Annotated in this window: 14 protein-coding genes and 1 tRNA gene; 9 read left to right on the top strand and 6 right to left on the bottom strand. The window is 69.8% G+C overall.

What is annotated here, in order from left to right:
* Positions 1-49: 49 nt before the first annotated feature.
* Positions 50-3,310, top strand: a complete 3,261-nt coding sequence (locus Q0C41_RS00225; RefSeq protein ID WP_291980418.1) for an amidohydrolase family protein — start codon at positions 50-52, stop codon at positions 3,308-3,310.
* A gap of 251 nt (positions 3,311-3,561) precedes the next feature.
* Here the strand turns inward: Q0C41_RS00225 and Q0C41_RS00220 are convergent, their stop codons facing one another.
* Together Q0C41_RS00220 and Q0C41_RS00215 are read right to left on the bottom strand one after the other, a co-directional pair.
* Positions 3,562-5,079 carry a sulfatase gene (locus tag Q0C41_RS00220; protein WP_291980417.1) on the bottom strand — a complete coding sequence of 506 codons (1,518 nt, stop codon included), beginning with the start codon at positions 5,077-5,079 and terminating at the stop codon, positions 3,562-3,564.
* A 14-nt stretch (positions 5,080-5,093) separates the two neighbouring features.
* Positions 5,094-6,548, bottom strand: a complete 1,455-nt coding sequence (locus Q0C41_RS00215) for a PDZ domain-containing protein (RefSeq protein ID WP_291980416.1) — start codon at positions 6,546-6,548, stop codon at positions 5,094-5,096.
* A 102-nt stretch (positions 6,549-6,650) separates the two neighbouring features.
* On the opposite strand from Q0C41_RS00215, the gene Q0C41_RS00210 reads away from it, so the two are divergent.
* From Q0C41_RS00210 to Q0C41_RS00190, 5 genes are all read left to right on the top strand, one after another.
* Positions 6,651-8,303: a GMC family oxidoreductase gene (locus tag Q0C41_RS00210; protein WP_291980415.1), complete on the top strand. Its 1,653-nt coding sequence runs from the start codon at positions 6,651-6,653 to the stop codon at positions 8,301-8,303.
* A 116-nt stretch (positions 8,304-8,419) separates the two neighbouring features.
* Positions 8,420-10,072, top strand: coding sequence for a GMC family oxidoreductase (locus Q0C41_RS00205; RefSeq protein ID WP_291980414.1), 1,653 nt, complete (start codon positions 8,420-8,422; stop codon positions 10,070-10,072).
* A gap of 43 nt (positions 10,073-10,115) precedes the next feature.
* Positions 10,116-10,352, top strand: a complete 237-nt coding sequence (locus Q0C41_RS00200) for a hypothetical protein (RefSeq protein ID WP_291980413.1) — start codon at positions 10,116-10,118, stop codon at positions 10,350-10,352.
* A gap of 80 nt (positions 10,353-10,432) precedes the next feature.
* Positions 10,433-10,864, top strand: coding sequence for a mechanosensitive ion channel domain-containing protein (locus tag Q0C41_RS00195; protein WP_291980412.1), 432 nt, complete (start codon positions 10,433-10,435; stop codon positions 10,862-10,864).
* Between the two features lie 59 nt (positions 10,865-10,923).
* Entirely contained in the window at positions 10,924-13,584 is a 2,661-nt protein-coding gene (locus Q0C41_RS00190; RefSeq protein WP_291980411.1) for a TonB-dependent receptor, read from the top strand.
* Between the two features lie 2 nt (positions 13,585-13,586).
* On the opposite strand, the gene Q0C41_RS00185 is transcribed toward Q0C41_RS00190, so the two are convergent.
* Both Q0C41_RS00185 and Q0C41_RS00180 read right to left on the bottom strand, forming a co-directional pair.
* Entirely contained in the window at positions 13,587-14,336 is a 750-nt protein-coding gene (locus tag Q0C41_RS00185) for an SDR family oxidoreductase (protein ID WP_291980410.1), read from the bottom strand.
* A gap of 103 nt (positions 14,337-14,439) precedes the next feature.
* On the bottom strand, positions 14,440-15,015 hold the full coding sequence (locus Q0C41_RS00180; protein ID WP_291980409.1) for a dihydrofolate reductase family protein: 576 nt from the start codon (positions 15,013-15,015) through the stop codon (positions 14,440-14,442).
* A 392-nt stretch (positions 15,016-15,407) separates the two neighbouring features.
* Between Q0C41_RS00180 and Q0C41_RS00175 the strand changes: the two genes are divergently transcribed.
* Positions 15,408-16,472 (top strand): alpha/beta fold hydrolase, encoded by a 1,065-nt coding sequence (locus Q0C41_RS00175; RefSeq protein WP_291980408.1) that lies wholly within the window; start codon positions 15,408-15,410, stop codon positions 16,470-16,472.
* Positions 16,473-16,514: 42 nt separating this feature from the next.
* Here the strand turns inward: Q0C41_RS00175 and Q0C41_RS00170 are convergent, their stop codons facing one another.
* Positions 16,515-17,927 (bottom strand): RtcB family protein, encoded by a 1,413-nt coding sequence (locus Q0C41_RS00170; protein WP_291980407.1) that lies wholly within the window; start codon positions 17,925-17,927, stop codon positions 16,515-16,517.
* 56 nt (positions 17,928-17,983) lie between these two features.
* Positions 17,984-19,027: an RNA 3'-terminal phosphate cyclase gene (gene rtcA / locus Q0C41_RS00165; RefSeq protein ID WP_291980406.1), complete on the bottom strand. Its 1,044-nt coding sequence runs from the start codon at positions 19,025-19,027 to the stop codon at positions 17,984-17,986.
* Positions 19,028-19,201: 174 nt separating this feature from the next.
* Here rtcA and rtcR point away from each other — a divergent pair, with 174 nt between their 5' ends.
* Both rtcR and Q0C41_RS00155 read left to right on the top strand, forming a co-directional pair.
* Positions 19,202-20,830, top strand: a complete 1,629-nt coding sequence (gene rtcR, locus Q0C41_RS00160) for an RNA repair transcriptional activator RtcR (protein WP_291980405.1) — start codon at positions 19,202-19,204, stop codon at positions 20,828-20,830.
* An 88-nt stretch (positions 20,831-20,918) separates the two neighbouring features.
* A tRNA-Gln gene (locus Q0C41_RS00155) sits at positions 20,919-20,992 on the top strand.
* Positions 20,993-21,238: the final 246 nt, after the last annotated feature.

Here is a 21,238-nt window from a genome sequence, read left to right as displayed (position 1 = left end):
TGCAGGGTCGAGGCGGAAGTCTCGGCCGCTTCGAGACACCACCAATCGCATGCGCACACACGTCACCACCATTGCCGCGGCTTCGCTCGTTGCCTTCGGCATCGCTCTCTCGGCGCAGCAGCCGTCGGCGCCGTCCACCACCACGCCCGCCGCTGGCGCCGCTGCCGCGGACGCGACGAAGAAGGAGCCGGCGTGGGACGTCACCGCGCCCCTCGGGCCCACCACGACGCTGGACTTCGAGACGGATCAGGGCACGTGGATGAACGTCGATGTGAGTCCAGACGGGCGCACGATCGTGTTCGACCTGCTCGGCGACATCTACACGATGCCGATCGCGGGCACCGGCGGTGGCCTTGCGACCCGCATCAGCAGTGGCGCGGCGTTCGACATGCAGCCGCGCTTCAGCCCGGATGGCCGGCGCATCGCCTTCAGCAGCGACCGCAACGGCCTCTGGAACATCTGGGTGATGGACGCCGATGGCCGCAGGCCCGCGCAGGTCTCGAAGGAGAACCGCTGGTTCGTCAACAGCCCGACGTGGGCGCCTGACGGCCTGTCCATCTACGCGCGCAAGCACTTCGTGAAGCAGCGATCGCTCGGCTCCGGCGAGATCTGGCAGTTCCACGTGAGCGGTGGGGAGGGCCTGCAGGTCACCGAGAAGAACGGCTGGCAGAAGGACACGGGCGAGCCCGCCGTCTCGCCCGATGGCCAGGTGCTCTACTTCAGCAAGGACGTCACGCCCGGCGACACGTTCGAGTACAACAAGGACCCGTTCGGGAACATCTATTCGATCCTGCGCCGCGACCTGAAGACCGGGCGCGAGCGCGTGGTCACCGGCGGCGCCGGCGGCGCCATCACGCCGCGCGTCTCACCAGACGGCACGTCGCTCGCCTTCATCCGCCGCGTCGACACGGGGAGCCGCCTGTTCGTGCGCGACCTCGCCACGGGGCTCGAGACAAGCGTCTTCGACGGCCTCGACAAGGACCTGCAGGAGGCGTGGGCCGTCCACGGTGTGTACGCGCAGTACGCGTGGCTGCCCGACGGCTCCGGGTTCGTCATCTGGGGCAAGGGGAAGATCTGGCGCGTCGATCTCGCGAAGAAGACCGGCACTCCGATCCCGTTCCGCGCCAGGGTCGAGCAGACGCTCAACGAGGCGCTGCGCTTCCAGCGCGAGGTGCACCCCGATCGATTCGCCGTGCGCATGCTGCGCCACGTGAAGGTGTCGCCCGACGGTCGCAGCGTCGTCTACAGCGCGCTCGGGCACCTCTACCTGCGCGGTCTGCCTGACGGCGAACCGCGCCGCCTGACGCAGGGCGCCGCGCACGAAGCGTGGCCCTCGTTCTCCCCGGACGGGCGTTCCATCGCGTACGTGACGTGGGACGACCAGGCGAAGGGGCGCGTGCGGGTGATCGGCGTCGACGGCCAGGGGGCGCGTGATGTCGTCGCGACGCCCGGGCACTATGCGGCGCCGTCGTTCTCGCCGGACGGCGCCTCGATCGTCTACCGCGCGACCGGTGGCGATCTCGACCGCGAGCTGGCGTACGCCGTCGATCCTGGCGTGTTCGTGGTGCCCACGGCGGGCGGCACGCCCCGCAAGGTGACCGACGGCGGCCAGGAGCCGCTGTTCAATCGCGACGGCACTCGCATCTTCCTGCGGGATCGGCGTGGCGAGCACTCGGTGCTGCGCAGCGTGACGCTCGAGGGCGGCGATGAGATCGTCCACGTGCAGTCGGAGAACGCGATCCAGATCGTCCCGTCGCCCGACAACAGGTGGGTCGCCTTCACCGAGCGCTTCAAGACGTGGGTGATGCCGTTCCCCGCGACAGGGCGTCCAGCGACGATCTCGGCCGGCGGCTCGGCGTACCCGATCGCGCAGGTGTCGCGCGACCACGGCTTCTCGCTGCACTGGTCGGCCGACAGCCGACGCGTGCACTGGACGCTCGGGCCCGAGCTCTTCACGCGCGAGCTGACGAAGACGTACGCCTTCATCGAGGGCGGCGAGGCGACGCCCGCGCCTCCTGAGACGTCTGGCGTCAACATCGCGTTCACCGCCACGGCGGACCTGCCGACGGACGAGGTCGCCTTCACCAACGCCCGCGTGATCACCATGGCCGGCACGAACCGCACCGAGGTGATCGAGCGCGGCACCGTCGTCGTCCGCGGCAACCGCATCGTCGCCGTTGGCGCGGCGGGGAAAGTAGCAATCCCCGCGGGAGCCAAGCGCATCGACGCCAGCGGCAAGACCATCATGCCCGGCATCATCGACGCCCACGCGCACCTCGGCGGGCCCGGCGACGGCCTGATCCCCAGGGCCAACTGGCCGCTGATGGCCAACCTCGCCTTCGGCGTCACCACCTCGCACGACCCGTCCAACGACAGCGAGACGGTGTTCACGATGGCCGAGATGGTGCGTACGGGCGCGATCGTCGGACCGCGCGTGTTCTCGACCGGCACGATCCTCTACGGCGCGGAGACGCCGTTCAAGTCGGTGGTGGCCTCGCTCGAGGACGCGCGATCGCACATGCGCCGCATGAAGGCCGTCGGGGCCTTCTCGGTCAAGAGCTACAACCAGCAGCGACGCGACGCGCGGCAGATGATCATCAAGGCCGCGCGCGAGCAGGAGATGCTCGTCGTGCCCGAGGGCGGCTCGCTGCTCTATTACAACGAGACGATGATGCTCGACGGTCACACGGGCATCGAGCACAACCTGCCGGTGCCGAACCTGTACAAGGACGTCACGACCCTCTTCGCGAAGAGCGGCCTCGGCTACACGCCGACGCTGATCGTCTCGTACGGCTCGCAGAGCGGCGAGAACTACTGGTACCAGAAGGACGATGTGTTCCGGAACGAGCGGCTGCTGACCTTCGTGCCGCGCGAGGTGGTGCTGCCGCGGGCGCGTCGGCGCGGCATGTCGTCGGAGGACGACTACGCGCACGTGCTCGTGTCGAAGGGCGCCAAGGCCGTGCTCGACGCCGGCGGCAAGGTCCAGCTCGGCGCGCACGGCCAGTTGCAGGGCCTCGGCGCGCACTGGGAGCTCTGGATGCTGCAGCAGGGCGGCATGACCAACCACGAGGCGCTGCAGGCCGCGACGATTGCCGGCGCCCAGTACCTCGGCCTCGACAAGGACCTCGGGTCACTCGAGACCGGCAAGCTCGCGGATCTCGTCGTGCTCGACGGCAACCCGCTCGTCGACATCAGGCAGAGCCAGAGCGTGCGGATGGTGATGGTCAACGGCCGCCTGTACGACGCGGCCACGCTGAACCAGCTTGCTCCGGTCGCCCAGGACCGCGCGAAGCTGTATTGGGAGAGGTAGGAACTATTCAGAATTCAAAATTCAGGAATTGAGCGCGGGGCGGGGCATCGCCATCTTCGGGAGCAGCTCAGAACTCGGAAGCCCGGCCCGCGCGCTGTACGGAGCGTGGCGTTGCCCGCCTGTCGTGCTGCGGCAGCGTGGCGTTGCCCGCCCCGCGCGCTGTGCCGAGCATGGCAGTGCCCGCCTGTCGTGCTGCGAGAGCGTGGCGTTGCCCGCCCCGCGCTTCATTCTGAACTCTGAATTCTGAATTGTTACTGATACGTCCACTTCAGCACCCACGGGTCCGACGTGCGCGCCTGGAAGGCCCTCAGTCTCGCCTTGTAGGTGGCCAGCGTCGCCGCGTGCGACGGGTCGCGCGCGAGGTTGCGCGACTCGTGGGGATCCTGCTCGAGGTCGTACAGTTCGAACTCGTCCCGCTGCACGTAGCGGCCGACCGTGCGTCGCCCGTATGCCGCGTCCGTGCCGCCCTTCCACGCGGACTGCCACGTGGCCGACGACCACAGGTCGGTGGAGAAGGGGAAGGGCAGCTGCCAGGCGATGTTCCAGATCAGCTTGTAGCGCCGGTCGCGCACCACGCGCATCGGGTAGTACATCTGGATCTCGTGGAAGGTGTGCGACGCGTACACCTCGTCCCACCCGGCCAGCGCCTCGCCCCGCATGGCCGCCAGGAACGATTCCCCGTGCAGCCCGTGCGTCTCGGGCAGCGTGGCGGCGGCCCGCACCTCACCGCTGGCGATGTGCTGCCTGTACGTCGGCGAGGCCGCGCCGGCGGCCTCGAGGATCGTCGGCGTGATGTCCACCCAACTCACCATCGCGTCGGAGGTCACGCCGCGCCGCTGTGCCCGAGGGTGCCTGACAATCAACGGTGATCGCAGCCCGGGCTCGTACACCGTCGTCTTGGCGCCCGGAAACGCCGCGCCGTGGTCGGACAGGTAGACGAAGAGCGTCTGCTCGTACACGCCCGCGTCCTTGAGCACCTGCACCATGCGCCCCACGCCCTGGTCGAGCCGCGCGATCGACTGGTAGTACTGCGCGAGCTCGGCGCGGGTGGCCGGCGTGTCGGGCAGCCAAACCGGCACGATGACCTCGGCCGGGTCGAACGTCACGGTCTGCACGCCCGGGTAACCGTCCGGGCGATTGCCGAAGCGGTCGGGGCCGGTCCGCGTGCCGTCCGTGGTGCCGCCGCCGCGATGCGGATCGGACGTCGCGATGTACAGGAAGAACGGCCGCGCGTCGCGCGCGCTCACGAAGGTGCGCGTGCGCTCGGCCATGTCCACGGTGTTGCGTCCGTCGGCGCCGAGCACCTGCTCGAACCGGTACGTGTCGGCCGGCGCGACGTGGAACTTGCCGATGCGTGCCGTGCGGTAGCCCGCGTCCTGCAACAGCACGGGCAACGGGCGCAGGGTCGCGTAGCTCTGGAAATGGCTGTAGTCGTGCTCGTGCCCGTACTGCGCCGTGCGGTGGTTGTGCAGCCCGGTCAGCAGCACCGATCGGCTCGCGCTGCAACTCGCCGTCGTCGCGTACGCATGCGGGAAGCGCACGCCCTCGGCCGCGAGGGTGTCGAGATGCGGGGTCTTCACGGCGGTGTTGCCGTACGCGCCCGTGTCCTGCCCGTGGTCGTCGGCGACGAACACCACGATGTTGAGGCGCGGCGCGGCCGGTGGCGTTGCGCGCGTCGAGTCCTGCGCGTTGGCAGTGCCGGTCGATTCGATCACGCCGAGGCAGAGCCAGAGCGTGAGGAGGCGGGCGAGGGTTCGGCGCGCACGCATGAGTGTCCGAAAGTCTAGCCGCACGCCTTGCTGAAGCCAGCGGCGCAGGCCTGGGCCCGCAGGGTGCGCGCCCGCGCGGCATCGCGTGGCACGCCGCGGCCGTCGTTCAACCGGACGGAGAGTTCGTAGCAACTCTCCCCGTCGCCTGCGGTGCATCCGTTGTCGAAGTACACGGCGGCCCGGCCCTCGTCCACGGGCCCGCCGAGGCCCGCTGCGTGCGCCGTGGCCGCGTTGAAGCAGCCGAAGTCGTCGCCACCGTCGCAGGCCTGCTCCGACAGGGCGCGCCCCCGCGCCGCACTCGACGACGGAGCCGTGCCCGCCAGGTGCATGCCGCCGAGGAGCGCGCACGCCTTGACCTGCTGGGAGGCTGCCGGCACCGCATTGTCGAGGCCGTTCTCGCAGACAGCCGTGAACAGCTCGACAGCACGGGCCGGGTCGGCTGGCCCGCCGATGCCATCCCGGTGCGCGCGCGCCAGGTTCACGCAGCCCAGGAGGTTGGCGCCCTGGCATGCCGACCCCGCGCACCCGAGCGCCCACGAGGCCACGGCTCGGGCCGGATCGGGTGCGCCGACCGCGCCGTCCTGCAGGAGCCCGCCGAGGTTCGTGCACGCCATCGGACTGCCGCCCTGGCAGCCGGCATCGTAGGCGGCGACCGCGCGGGCGAGGTCCCTGGCGACGCCACGGCCGCTCTCGTAGTTGAGGCCGACGTTGTAACAGCCCACCGGGTCACCGAGCCTGCACGACTGCTCATACAGGGACGTGGCCTTCGCGTGGTCGCGCGCCACCCCATCACCACCGGCATACAGATAGGCCAGATGGGAGCAGCCCGGTCCGTCGTGCAGGGCGCAGGCGCGCTCGAACGCCGCCCGCTGCTGGTCGGCGCGACCCGGCGTGTCGCCGAGCGCCAGGCCGTAGTACGCGCATCCCTGCGCCGATCCCCCACGGCAACTGCGCTCGTAGAGGGCCAGCGACGTCGCACGATCGGCCTCGGTGGCGCGCGCGCTACGCAACTGCCAGGCCTGGCGGAAGCACGCCTCCGCATCGCCGGCGTCGCAGCGTTCGGCCAGCAGCGGCAGCGGGTTCACCGGCCTGAGCACGACCGTGCGCGACTGGCCCGCTCGCCACACCACGACGAGCGCGTCCTCGCAGTCGCGTCCCCAGGCCATGTCGACGATCGCGCAGTCGGTCGACACCGGCGCCCCGTCCACGGCCACGATCACATCGTCCACCCGAAGGCCTGCGTCCGCAGCCGGGCCGCCCGACAGCACGTGCGTCACGACCGCACCCGTCACGTCCGTCGGGAGGGTCAGCCGCGCCCGGACCACCGGCGTGATCGGGCCGGCGTCGACGCCCAGCATGGCACCACCCGAGCACGACGATTCGCGTGACGCAACGGGCGGCCCGGCCGGTGCCTGAGGTGCCGGACTCGCGGCCAGCACCGTGGAAAGGATGACGACGGTGATCGACATGACGGCGAGTGTACGACCGCTGGGCTGCCGTCTCCAGCGTGCCGCGTCGTATGATGGCGAACTCCCGGCATTCCGGCATCGCGGCATTCCCGGCATTTCTGTATGCAGATCCGTCCCGCTCAGCCCGTGTATCCCGTCATCGTTGTCGGCTCCGGAGCCTCGGGCGGCATGGCGGCGTGGAACCTGACGCGTCAGGGCGTGGACGTCGTGCTGCTGGACGCCGGCGAGAAGTTCGACCGGGCGACGTTCTGGACGCACGTCACCCCCTGGCAGGAGCGTGAGCGGCGAGCGCGAGGAGAGCGGCCGCCCGAGTTCTTCCTCGATACGAAGGAACAGCCGTACCTGACGCCGGCCGCGCGGCCCTTCCAGCTCAATCGCGTCTGGGGCCATGGCGGCAAGACCAACATCTGGGGCCGCGTCAGCCTGCGCTACAGCGAGATGGACTTCCGCGCCGGCGAGCGCGATGGCTGGGACATCCCCTGGCCGATTCACTACAGCGATCTCGCGCCCTACTACGACCAGGTCGATCAGTTGATCGGTGTGTATGGCGGCGACGATGACTCGGAGGTCCTGCCGGGGAGCAAGTACTTCCTGCCGCCGCCCCAGATGCGCTGCGCCGAGGTGGCGATGTGGCGGGCCAGCGCGAAGATCGGCATCCCGTTCGTGCGCGGCCGCCGCGCCAACATGACCCGCCCGGTGCGTGGCTTCCCGGCCTGCCACTACTGCGGGCAGTGCGGGCGCGGGTGCGACACGGCCTCGTTCTTCTGCTCGGCCGATCACCTGCTGCCCGATGCCCTGAAGACCGGCCGGCTCGAGATCCGCTCCAACGCCGTCGTCGCGCGCGTGCTCGTCGATGACGAAGGCCTGGCGAGAGGCGTGCAGTACTTCGACCGCAAGACCGGGGCCGAGCGCGAGGTGCTCGGCAAGGTCGTCGTCATGGGCGCCAGCTGCGTCGACACCACGCGCATCCTGCTCAACTCGTCGTCGCCGCGGCACCCCAACGGCATCGGCAACGGCAGCGACGTCATCGGCCGCTACCTGTGCGAACAGATCCGGCTCAACGCGCGTGGCTTCATGCCCTCGCTGTATGGCAAGGAGACGACCGACGACAAGGGCATCAGCGGCGCGCACGTCTACATGCCCCGCTTCAACCACCGACCCGACCGCACGCGCGACTACCTGCGCGGCTTCGGCATGCAGTTCTGGAACACCGGCACGAGCGACCAGGGCGCGGGCCACTATGCGGGACACATCAGGGGCTTCGGCAGCGCCTTCAAGACCGACGTCCGCAAGCGGTTCCCGGCCTACGTCGAGCTGCACCCGTTCGGTGAGGTGCTGACGTACGCCGACAACCGCATCACCGTGGACCGGACGAAGACCGACCGCTACGGCGTGCCGCTGCTGCACATCGACTACCGGACGCGCGACAACGAACGGAAGATGCTCGAACACATGGCCGACACGATCGAGGAGATCGCCCAGGCCTCAGGCATCGAACTGCTCGACTACCGCCGCCTCGAGGCCGACCGCAACGGCTCGGCCATCCACGAACACGGCACCTGCCGGATGGGCGAGGACCCGAAACGATCGGCGCTGAACCGCTTCAACCAGATGCACGAGGTGAAGAACGTCTTCGTGGTGGACGGGTCGTCGTTCACCGCCGCCTCGGAGAAGAATCCCACCATCACCATCCTCTCGCTCGCCTGGCGGGCGACGGACTATCTCGTCGAGGAACTCAAGCGGGGGAATCTCTAGCGGCTTCGCAGACGGCCTTGGGTCCTGGGCCTTCGGCCTTCGACCCTTGTTCTTTGTCCTTCGACATCCCCGCATTCCGGCATCGCGGCATGTCGGCATTCTCCTGAGCTCTCCTCATGTTTCTGCAACCGCGTGCGAAGGTCCACCCCGTCATCGTCGTCGGCTCCGGTGCCTCTGGCGGCATGGCGGCGTGGAACCTGACGCGGCAGGGCGTCGACGTCCTGCTGCTCGACGCCGGCGAGAAGTTCGATCGGGCGACGTTCTGGACGCACGTGTCGCCCTGGGAAGCACGCGAGCGTCGGGCCCGTGGCGAGCAGCCACCGCCCTTCCAGCTCGACGTCAAGGAGCAGCCCTACCTCACGCCAGAGGGACAGGACTTCGAGCTCATTCGCGTCTGGGGTCATGGCGGCAAGACCAACATCTGGGGCCGCGTCAGCCTGCGGTACAGCGAGATGGACTTCCGGGCCGGCGAGATCGACGGCTGGGACATCCCGTGGCCGATCCACTACCGCGACGTGGCGCCGTACTACGACAAGGTCGATCAGCTGATCGGCGTCTGTGGGGGTGACGACGACTCGGACTCGCTGCCCGGCAGTCGCTACTTCCTGCCGCCGCCGGCGATGCGCTGCGGAGAGGTGGCGCTGGCGCGCGCCGGTGAGCGCCTGCAGATGCCCTTCGTGCGGGTGCGTCGTGCCGTGAAGACCGTGGCGCACAACGGTTTCCCGGCCTGCCACCACTGCGGGCAGTGCGGCCGCGGCTGTGACACGGCGTCGTTCTTCTGTTCGGCCGATCATCTTCTGCCGGACGCCCTGAAGACCGGCCGGCTCGAGATCCGTTCCAACGCGGTCGTTGCGCGCATTCTCGTCGATGACACGGGGCTCGCCCGTGGCGTGCAGTACTTCGACCGGAAGACCGGCGCCGAGCGCGAGGTGCTCGGCAAGGTGGTCGTGATGGGCGCGAGTTGCGTCGACACGACCCGCATCCTGCTCAACTCGACGTCTGCCGCGCATCCCAATGGCATCGGCAACGGCAGCGACGTGATCGGGCGCTACCTGTGCGAGCAGGTCCGCTTCCATGCGCGTGGCCTCATGCCGGCGCTGTATGGGTCGGCGACCCGCGACGATCGCGGCATCGGCGGCGAGCACGCCTACATGCCACGCTTCAACCATCGGCAGGGCCATCGCCGTGACTACCTGCGCGGCTTCGGCATGCAACTGTGGAACACCGGCTGCAGCGCCGAGGGGGCGGCCCACGTCGCCAGGCACGTGCCCGGCTTCGGTGCGGGCCTCAAGGCCGGCGTCCGCCAGAAGTATCCGGCGTGGGTGGAGATGCATCCCTACGGCGAGGTGCTGGGCTATCGCGACAACCGCATCACGGTGGACGCCTCGAAGACCGACCGGTACGGCGTGCCCCTCGCGCGCATCGACTACCGCATCCGTGACAACGAGCGGACGATGGTGCAGCACATGTGCGACACCGTCGAGGCGCTGGCGAAGTCGGCCGGCATCGAGCTGGTGGACTACACGCGCGGGGCCACCGATCACAACGGCTCGGCCATCCACGAGCACGGCACCTGCCGCATGGGTGACGACCCGAAGCGGTCGGCGCTCAATGCCTTCAACCAGATGCACGAGGTGAAGAACGTCTTCGTGGTGGACGGATCGGCGTTCACCACCGCGTCCGAGAAGAATCCGACCATCACGATTCTCTCGCTCGCGTGGCGCGCCACCGACTACCTGGCGGAGGAACTGAAGCGCGGCAATCTGTAAGCGCCGCGTTTGTGTGCCGCCGCCGGCTGGTGTGCAATGGGGTATGTCCCGCTCCCGGCCCGGACCCCTGGTCGCCTCGCTCGTCCTCGCCCTGCTGCTGGGCTCGACCGTCTCCGCCGTCGCCCAGATGGGGGCGACACCGATGCCGTCGGCGCCGGCGACCGCACCGGCACAGGCGCAGCCCACGTCCGCCCCGGTGCACGACCTGGCCAGCGATGGCCCGTTCAGTCTCCTGTGGTGGCAGTTCCTGGCGATGCCCCTGGTGGCGAGTCTGTCCTGAGCCGCCGATCACGCTGACCTTCGCGGCTGGTGTTCGCCTTCGGCTGCACGCAGATGCAGCTCACGAGACCTGGCCTACCAGTGGGTAGGCGCCATGCTGCGGGGTGGGCTGTCGCCGGCGTTCTTCTGGCCCTCGAGTCGTTCCAGTTGCGCGATCGGATGCGCCTGGCCACGACCGTGGGGCTCACCTACGACACGACCCGCGAGCAGATGAAGGCCGTCCTGGCGGGCCTCACCGACGTCCTCGCCTCGCATCCCAAGATCTGGCCCGACAGCATCACCGTGAGGTTCATGGAGTTCAGCCAGAGTTCGCTCGACATCGAGGTCATGGCGTGGTTTCAGGTCCCAACGTGGGGCGAATTCCAGGTCTGCCGCGAAGAGGTGCTGCTCGAGTTCATGCGCGTCGTCGAGGAGGCCGGTTCGAGCTTCGCGTTCCCGACGCAGACCGTCCATCTCGTGAAGCCGCCTGACCACGCGACGCCTGCACCGGAGGCCGCGAGGCCGACGGTCTAATCGTTTCATTCACGCTTCGGAGGGTGTCTGCGCCGGTGCCTCTCGGTATGCTGGAGGACATGCGCCCGTCGTCACCCTCTTGCGTCGCCCAGCGAACGGTCCGTCGTGTGGTCCTGGCTGCCGTGTGCGTCGGCCTGCTGGCGACGACCGGCAGCGCCGCCTTCGCGCAGACGGGCCCGCCCTCGTCCGAACCGGGGGAGTCGCGTGAAGCGCCCGGTCATCTGATCGTCATCGCGCGAGATGCGCAGGGAGGTCGCCTGCCCGGGGCCACCGTCGTGTTCTCGAGCCCCGGTGCCGATGCCAGCAGCGGCAACCCGCGCGTGCTGGTGACCGATGCCTCGGGTGAGGCCACCATCGACATCACGCCTGGCGACTACCGGTTGGTCGTCGAACTGCCAGGCTTCGAGCCCGCCACGGTCGAAGCGCTCGTGCGGCCCGGCGAGACGGCCGAGGCCGTCGCCACGCTGAGCCTCGGAGGCTACGCCGAACAGGTGGCCGTGCGGGCGCAGCCCGAGACCTTCGTGCCGCCGACCTCCGACGGTCAGGTCGAGACGCTCAGCCCGAAGGAGATCGACCAGCTGCCAGACGACCCGGAAGAACTGGCCTTCGCGATCGAGGCGCTGGCCGGTGTTGGCGCCGAGATTCGCATCAACGGCTTCGAGGGCGGCACGCTGCCACCCAAGGAACAGATTCAGGTCGTCCGCATCCGCCGCGACCCGTTCAGCACCGACAGCATGGGCGCGGGGCAGGTCCGCGTCGAGATCATCACGCGCCCGGGTGGCACCGCCTGGCGGCACGAGGTGTCCGCAGGGCTGCGCGATCAGTCCATCGACGCGCGTCCGGCCTTCTCGCCGACGCAGCCCGACGGCCAGACCCGTCGTCTGAGCTGGAGCTTCAGCGGGCCCATCGTGACGGGCCGCTCGTCGATCTCGGGGCGCCTGTCCCTGCGCGACTCGTTCGACGCACAGGCGATCATCGCGACCGGCGCGCCGACGACGTTTCCCGGGCTGGTGAACACCGAGCGGCAGCGCGTCGACGGCGAGGTACGGGTCGAGCACGCGCTCAACGCCACGCAGACGCTGCGCGGCGAGTACCAGCGCTGGGATTCGACCGGCGACAATCTCGGCGTGGGCGAGTTCGAGCTGCCCGAGCGCGCGTTCGCCGACGACACCGCCGGCAACATCGCGCGCCTCTCGGCGATTGGCACCATCGGCAAGCACTTCCTCAACGAACTCCGGCTCGAGTACGTCGACGTCAGCAGCTCGGTCGATTCGATCAGTGACGCCGTGGGCCTGAACGTCCCGAATGCGTTCCGGGCGGGCGGGGCCCAGCGTCAGGGTGGCCGTCGCGACCAGGAGATCGAGATCGCGCAGACGGTCGATCTGATCAGCCATCCGAAGCACAAGATCCGCTTCGGCTTCGAGACCGAGCTCGGCTGGACGCGCACCGATCGCGTCGACAACTACATCGGCACGTTCACCTTTGCGAGTCTGGCCGACTACGAGGCCGGGCGGCCCCGGCAGTTCACGCAGCGTGTCGGCGACCCGCTCGTGTCGTACGACCGCCAGGAGTTCAGCTGGTTCGCGTACGACGAGGTGGAACTCCGCGAGGGCCTCCGCTTCGGCTTCGGCTTCCGTCACGACGTGCAGTCGTTGCTGGACGACTTCAACAACGTCGCGCCGCGGGCGAGCGTGGCGTGGACGCCGAAGGACCGTCCGAAGACCACGCTCACGGCCGGCGTCGGCGTCTTCAACGAGTGGTACCAGCCGTGGGTCTCCGAGCAGACGCTGCAGCTCGATGGCACGAGGCAGCGCGACCTCATCATCCGCGACCCCGGCTATCCCGATCCGTTCGGCGGACAGGGCATCGCGGCACTGCCGCCGCCCAGCATCCTCCGCGAGGCGGACGAGCTCGACATGACCGTCAACACCCGCGCGTCAGTGGGCCTCGAGCATCGCTTCTCGCAGCAACTGCGCGTGCAGCTCAACGTCTATGGACAGACGACGGCGGACCGGCTGCGTGGCTTCAACGCCAACGCGCCGCTCGATGGCGTCTTCCCGGACTCCGACTTCGAGCGCATCACGGAGATCGAGTCCACCGGCAAGGCGCGCACGGCCGGGTTCGACTCGAGCGTCAGACTCTCCCGCGAGGACGGCAAGGCCTCGGGCCTCGTGCGCTATCAGTACCGGCAGGCGTGGAACGACTCGGACGGCCCGACGTCGCTGCCGGCCGACAGTCGCGACCTCGACGCGGAGTGGGGACCGGCGTCGTGGGACGTCAGGCACCGCATGTTCGGCTTCGTGCGCATGGAGTTGCCGATGGGCCTGCGGGCCAACGCCTGGGGAGACATCGCGTCTGGCGCGCCGTACACCATTCGTACCGGGCTCGACGACAACGGCGACACCGTCTTCACCGACCGGCCTGACGGTCTCGGTCGCAACACCGAGCGCGGCACGTGGCAGCGCACGCTCAACCTGCGGCTCGGCTGGCGCCCGGAGTTCGGCGGCGGCGGGTCCACTGCAGGCGCGCAGGGCGCGGGCTCGGCGCCCGGGCCGCGTCCGACCCCTCGCGGCGTCGAGTTCTACGCGCAGGCCTGGAACGTCCTCAACGAGACCAACTTCACGCGCTTCGCCGGCGTGATGACCTCGCCGTTCTTCCTGCAGCCCACGGGATCGGCGCCGGCTCGACGGTTCGACTTCGGCACGCGCGTGTTCTTCTAGGGCTACCGGCCGCCGCTGACGTCGACGATCGCCCCCGTGATGTAGCTGGCCTCGTCCGACAGCAGCCAGAGGATGGTGCGGGCCACTTCCTCCGGGTCGCCCCCGCGCTGCATCGGGATGGCGCCCTTGATGCGGTCGATGCGTCCGGGCTCGCCGCCGCTCGCGTGAATCTCCGTGTGGATGGGACCGGGCCGCACGCCGTTCACCCGCACGCCCTCGGTGGCGATTTCGCGTGCCAGACCGATGGTCATCGAGTCCACCGCGCCCTTGGAGGCGGCGTAGTCGACGTACTCGTTGGCGCCACCGATCGTCGCGGCCATCGATGAGACGTTGACGATGGCCCCACCAGCCCCGCCGTGGCGTGTGGACATCCGTCGCACGGCCTCCCGCGCGCACACGAAGCTGCCGATGACGTTGGTCGCCAGGATGCGCGTCCAGCGCCGCACGTCCATGGCATCGAGGCGCATCTGGCGCTCGAGCACACCGGCGTTGTTCACGAGCGCGGTGATCGGACCCAGTCGTGTGTCGAGTTCGCGGAACACCCGCAACACATCGTCTTCGACGCTGACGTCGGCCTGCAGCGCGAGCGCCGTGGCGCCGGTGGCTTCGAGCTCGGCGACCAGCGCCTCGGCGGTCGCTGTCCGCTCGAGGTACGTGAACGCCACCGCGTAGCCGCGGGCCGCCGCAAGTCGCGCCGTGGCGGCACCGATGCCGCGACTGCCGCCGGTGATGAGGATGAGGGGACGTGACATGCCGTCCGCGATTCTACGATTGCGGGTCACGGCGCGGGGCGGGCGGGCGCGGGGGCTGGGGGCTGGAGACTCGAACACGGGCCCGGGCCCGGCCCCCCCGCGCTTAGGTCCGTGGAGGCGCCCGGAGGACGTCGTACTCGAGCAGCACCGTGCCGCTGCCCTCGTAGGTGCGATGGCCGCGCAGCGCGAGCGTCAGGCTCGAGCCCTTCGGCAGCAGCGGGATGCCCGAGCCGAGCAGCACGGGCACGACGGCGAGCTCGACGCGGTCGACGGCGCCGGCATCGGCCAGCTGACGGAAGAGCAGGCCGCCGCCGAAGAGCCAGATGTCGCCGCCGGGCTCACGCTTCAGTTGCGCGATCACCGCGGCGGGGTCGTCTGCGGTCACGCGCACCCGCGGATGGTCGGCCGGCGACAGCGTGCGCGAGAACACGACCGTCGGCTTGCCGTACACGCCGCCGTCGGTCACGCCGCCCTCGTACGCCAGCATCGTCTCGTAGGTCTTGCGGCCCATCACCAGCGTGTCGAATCGCGCGAACAACGCGGCGAAGTCGATGTCGGGATCCATCGGGATCCAGTCGTAGCTGCCGTCCTCGGCGGCGATGAAGCCGTCGAGGCTCGAGGCCACCTGGTAGCAGAGTCGTCGCGAAGGGGTCGAGCTGGTGCCGGTCGTTGCGCTCACGTCGTCGGTCTCCGCACGTCCTGACGACCCGCCCCGCATCGAAGTTCCACGATGCCGGTGCCCGGCGCCCGGTGCCCGGTGCCCGGCAGATGGCGGTGCCCGCTGCGCGCAACCGGCTCCCCCGGCCGATGGCGATGCCCGCTGCGAGTAACCGGCTCCCCCGGCAGATGGCGGTGCCCGCTGCGCATAGCCGGCTCTCCCGGCAGATGGCGGTGCCCGCTGCGCGCAACCGGCTCCCCCGGCAGATGGCGGTGCCCGCTACGCGCAACCGGCTCTCCCGGCAGATGGCGGTGCCCGCTGCGCGCAACCGGCTCCCCCGGCCGATGGCGATGCCCGCTGCGCGCTTCATTCTGCACTCTGAATTCTGAATTGTGTGTTGTGTACCATCCCTCATGCTCTTCCGTACCCTCCTGCTCGTGCTCGCGATGGCCGGCGTCGCGGTGGCGCAGCCGCCGACGGTCACCGAGGCCGACTTCGTCATCCGCGACTTCCGCTTCAACTCGGGCGAGACGCTGCCGGCCCTGCGCATGCACTACCGCACGCTGGGCACGCCGCGGCGCGACGCGAGCGGGCGAGTGCGCAATGCCGTGATCGTGCTGCACGGCACCAGCGGCACCGGCGCGCAGTTCCTGAGCCCGCAGTTCGCCGGCGAGCTCTTCGGCCCCGGGCAGCCGCTCGACGCCGCGACGTACTTCATCGTGCTGCCCGACAACATCGGGCACGGCCAGTCGAGCAAGCCGAGCGACGGGTTGCGCGCGACGTTTCCGCGCTACGGCTACGAGGACATGGTGCGCGCGCAGTATCGGCTGATGACCGAGGGCCTCGGCGTCACGCGCCTGCGGCTGGTGATGGGCACGTCGATGGGCGGCATGCACACGTGGCTCTGGGGCCAGCGCTACCCGGAGGCGATGGATGCGCTCATGCCGCTCGCCAGCCTGCCGGACCAGATCGCCGGCCGCAACCGCGCCTGGCGCCGCGTCGCCATCGACGCGCTGCGCACCGATCCGACCTGGGCCAACGGCAACTACACCGCGCCGCCGCGCGGCATGCGTACGGTGGCGCAGATGCTCTGGCTGGCCAGCAGCAACCCGGTGATTCGCCTCGCACAGGCGCCGACGCTCGCCGAGGCCGATCGCGTGCTCGACGACTACGTCACCACCTACATCAAGACCGCCGACGCCAACGACCTCCTCTACAACTTCGAGTGCTCGTTCGACTACGACCCGAAGCCCGGCCTCGACCGCATCGTCGCGCCGCTCATGGCCATCAATTCAGCCGACGACATCATCAACCCGCCCGAGCTCGGGGTACTGGAGCGGGAGATCCGCAGGGTCAAGGGCGGCCGGGCCATCGTCCTGCCGTTCAGCGCCGACACCGTCGGCCACGGCAGCCACACGAAGGCGGTGCTGTGGAAGGCCCACCTCGCGACGCTGCTGAAGGCGACCGCGCAGCCGTAGAGGCGTCGATGCCCACGACCGCCTCGCCGGTTCCCGCGTCCACTAATCTTCCGGGCGCTCACCCGCTGGCGCCATCTTGACCACGCGCGGATCGAACCGCGCCAGCACGTCCACCAGATCCTGCTGGGCGGCCATCACCGCGTCGATGTCCTTGTAGGCCATCGGCACCTCGTCGAGTCCCGCCGAGATCAGCGTCACCTGGCGGTCACGCAAGACGGCCTTGGCCTGCTCCCACGTCAGCGTGTTGCGCGCCTGCGTGCGGCTCATCGCCCGGCCCGCGCCGTGCGACGCCGACATCAGCGACGCGGTCGACCCCTTGCCGCGCACCACGTATCCCGGCGTGGCCATGGATCCGGGAATCACGCCGAGCACGCCCTCGCCGGCCGGCGTCGCGCCCTTGCGGTGCACGATCACCTCGCGTTCGGTGCCGTCGGGCAGCACGTGCCGCTCGCGCCACGCGAAGTTGTGGTGATTCTCGATGTCGAGCAACACCTCGACGCCGAGCGCCCGGGCCACCAGGCGGTGAATCACCGCGTGGTTGGCCGCCGCGTACTGACCCATCAGCTCCATCGCCGCCCAGTACTCCTGGCCCGGCTCGGTATCGAGCCCGAGCCACGAGAGCTCGGCGAGCGACGAGGGCAGCTCGGGGTGCAGCGAGCGCGCCAGCTTGCTGTAGTGCCCCGCCACCTCGGCGCCGGTGCCGCGACTGCCCGAGTGACTGAGCAGCGCGAGGTACCGCCCGGTCGGCAGTCCCGCCGAGGCGTCACCGACCGTGAGCACACCGAACTCGACGAAGTGGTTGCCGCTGCCGCTCGTGCCCAGCTGCGACCAGGCCTTGTCCTTCAGCCGCTGCGTGACCGGCGACACGGTCCAGTCCGCGTCGAGCACCGGGTGCAGCTGCTTGTCCGTGTGCGTTGCCCCGACGCCGAATCGCGTCTCGCGCTGCAGCACCGCGGTCAGCCGATCCTTCATCGTATCGAGCGTCTCGGCCGGCAGGTCGAGCACCGTCAGCTTCATGCGGCACGCGATGTCCACACCGACCGCGTACGGGATGACGGCGTTGTCGGTGGCGAGCACCCCGCCAATCGGCAAACCGTAGCCGACGTGTGCATCGGGCATCAGGGCCCCGGCGACCGACACCGGCAGGCTGCACGCAGCCGCCATCTGGGCCACCGCCCGTTCCTCCATGTCGTGGTCGCCACTCCAGATCCGGTACGGCGCCAGCTCGGCGCGTGGCGTGAACGCGTAGGCCTCGCGCGCGGTTTCGATGCGAGCCGCAAGCGTTCCCCACCGCAGGTCGTGGATGTACTCGCCAGGCGCGTTCGCGATCTGCCGCAGGGCGTCGGCCACTTGCGCATCGGTCTGACCGTCGGCCAGCGCCGCGCCGACCAGTCGCTGCGCGTCCTCGACGCACGCCCCGGGGATGCCCAACGCCAGCAACTTCTTCGTCTTCATGTCCTGCTCCGCTTCGTGGGTGGTGGAGATCAATCAACCGCGCCTTACCGTGTCGATCACGCGCGCGTCACGCCGTCGCTCGAGACCGTCACCGTGCACGTCCCATCGTCATGTGCGTTCATCGCGACCGAAGCCCCGGTGAACTCGCCAATCACCGCGGCGTTGGTCGTCGTATGGCGCGTCGGCGCCAGCGTGCGGAACGATCCGCCACCCGCCAGTACGAGCGGCACCAGCAGCTGGTCGGCCAGATGCTGGCCGACGGGCACGCCCGCGTCCAGATAGGCTCGCGCCTCACCGCACGCCCGCGCCGCCACCGCTGCCGCCGACACGTGCTTCTCACCGAACCCGGTGATCACCTCGCACACCGCGTCGGAGGCGATCGTGATGAGCAGCACGTTGCCCGGGCCCGGCGACGTCGAGACCTCCACCGGTTCCAGGGACGCCCAGGGCACATCGAGCTGCGTGTGTACCGCCGCGAGTTCGCGGTTGGCCACACCGACCGGCACGCCCGACACCAGCGCGCGTGCCGAGACCTGCACCGGCCCCCGATCGAGCAGCACGAGCGGCGTGAGCCGATCGACCGGCGCGACGTCCACGACCAACCGACCACCGCCCGCCGGGTAGAACCCGTGACGCTCGAGGCGAGCCTCGACCCGCGCCCTCATGCACCGCAGCAGCGGCAGCAGCGTCGCGTCGAGGAACTCGAACGGGGGCGCGTACGGGTTGTGCGTGCCGCCCTCGAGCACGACGCGCGACGGCTCGCGCGCCAGCAGCAGCGCCGGCAGGATGGCCTGCAGCACCAGCGTCGCGCTGCCGGCGGTGCCGATCGAGCACTGCAGGTCGCCGCCGCGCACCGCGCCGGGCGTGAACGTGATCGCCTCCGACCCGAGCTCGGCCCCGGAGGCGACGGCGCCGCACACCCGCGCCGCCGCCTCCACCGCCGTCAGGTGCTGCCGGAGCAGCCCTGGCTTGGGCCGGCCCGCGCGAATCCGCTCCAGGCGGAAGGGCTGGCCGGTGACGAGCGACAGCGCCAGGGCCGTGCGGAGGATCTGCCCACCGCCTTCGCCCTGGCTGCCGTCGATGCGTAGAAGGTCATTCATGGTCGTGTCACTCGGACGGTGTCTTGAGATTGCAGGTGAGGTGCCAGCCTCTTCCCTGCGCGGCGACTCTCGAGGCAAATGTCTGACAGCACGGTACTTCGGCCCAGTCGCCAAGCGCCTGCCGCCTCCGATGGCTGGCGCGCCTTCTTATCTCTTGAGATAGGATGTATCTGAATGGAGCACGCCAAGCCTCTCGTCGTGATCGGGTTGCTCGGCACCTCGCTCGACCGCGGGACCGGCGTGCAGCGGTGGGAGCGGTGGCGCCCGAGCGTCGCGCTCTGCCAGCACGACGACCTCGTGGTGTCGCGCTTCGAGTTGGTGTATCCGACGGCGTTTCGGGCGCTCGCGGCCCACGTGCAGGACGACATCGGCCACGTCTCGCCGGAGACCGTGGTGCGGCTGCACGCCGACTCGACGCCGGATGCCTGGGACTTCGAGTCGGTGTATGCGAGCCTGCACGACTTCGCGCGGGCGTATCCGTTCGATCCCGATCGCGAGGACTACCTCGTGCACATCACCACCGGGTCGCACGTCGCGCAGATCTGCCTGTTCCTGCTCACCGAGTCGCGCCATATCCCGGGGCGGCTCGTCCAGACCAGCCCGCCGCGTCGCAGCCGCGGCATCGCGCCGGGCGCGTACCAGGTGATCGATCTCGACCTGTCGCGGTACGACCGCATCGCCTCGCGGTTCGCCACCGACGCGCTCGACGAGCGGGCGATTCTCACGTCCGGCATCGAGACGCGCAACGCGGCGTTCCAGGCGATGGTGGCGCAGCTCGATCGCGTGGCGACGCGCTCCGATGCGCCGGTGCTGCTGCTCGGTCCGACCGGTGCGGGCAAGTCGCGCATGGCCCGCCGCATCTATGACCTCAAGAAGGCGCGCCGCCGCGTGCGTGGGCCGCTGGTGGAGGTCAATTGCGCGACGATCCGCGGCGATGCGGCGATGTCGGCGCTGTTCGGGCACATCCGCGGCGCGTTCACGGGGGCGGCGCACGACCGGCCCGGGTTGCTGCGCACGGCCGATCAGGGGGTGCTCTTCCTCGACGAGATCGGCGAGCTCGGGCGCGACGAGCAGGCGATGCTGCTGCGGGCGCTCGAGGAGAAGCGCTTCCTGCCTCTCGGCGGCGACCGCGAGGTGAGCAGCGACTTCCAGCTGATTGCCGGCACCAATCGCGACCTCGCGCAGGCCGTGCGCGACGGACGCTTCCGCGACGACCTGCTCGCGCGCATCAACCTGTGGACGTTCCGCCTGCCGGGGCTGGCCGAGCGCCCCGAGGACATCGCGCCGAACCTCGCGTACGAACTGGAGCAGTTCCGGCAGCGCACCGGCGACGCCGTGACGATCAGCGCCGAAGCGCGTGCGCTGTTCCTCGAGTTTGCGGAGGGCCCGGAGGGCCGGTGGCCCGGCAACTTCCGCGACCTCGCGGCGGTGACGACGAGGCTGGCCACCCTGGCACCGGGCGGGCGGATCACCGTCGGTCAGGTGCAGGCCGAGATGGCCGCGCTGCGTGCGCTGTGGGGCACCGCGCCGGCGGGTGGCCGCGGCGGGCCCTCGCTGGTCGACGTGGTGCTGCCCGATGGGCAGGGGGCGGACCTGGACCGGTTCGACCGTGTGCAGCTCGAGGACGTGCTGTCGGTGTGCCGCACCGCTCCCACCCTGTCCGCCGCCGGCCGCGCGCTCTTCGAGCGCTCGCGGGCGCGCAAGCAGAGCGTCAACGACGCCGATCGGCTGAGGAAATACCTGCTGCGGTTCGGCCTCGAGTGGGCAGGCGTGAGGGCCGCGTTGTCGGCGCCGCAAGCCTGACGCGCACCGTCACCGTGAGGGAAGGGGTTGCCCTGCCCTGCCGGGATTGCTAGACTACTGGTTCCTCTCGGGCGCCCGCGCCCTGTGCTGGGAGGTCGTTCAACGGTAGGACACCACGCTCTGGACGTGGTTATCGGGGTTCGAATCCCTGCCTCCCAGCCAAACTTCCTCGCAAGCTCGTCGTTTGGCTGGTAGGCCCGTATTCAGGCGTGTTTCGGCTCGTTTTACACTCGCCGCACCACGCTCGAACCCCTGCCGTGAGGCGCTTCCCGGCGACCTCGCCAGCTCTTCCGCAGCCCCGATCTTGAAAGAATCTTGAAACTTCCGCCGTCGAGGCGTGCCTGACAACGCCCCGGACAGGGTGGGGTAGGGCCCGCTCTCCGAGCGGGCCGTCACCGCTGTCTCGGG

Source organism: Luteitalea sp. (assembly GCF_022842525.1).
GTDB lineage: Bacteria > Acidobacteriota > Vicinamibacteria > Vicinamibacterales > Vicinamibacteraceae > Luteitalea.
This window is presented reverse-complemented; position numbering and strand designations above follow the sequence as displayed.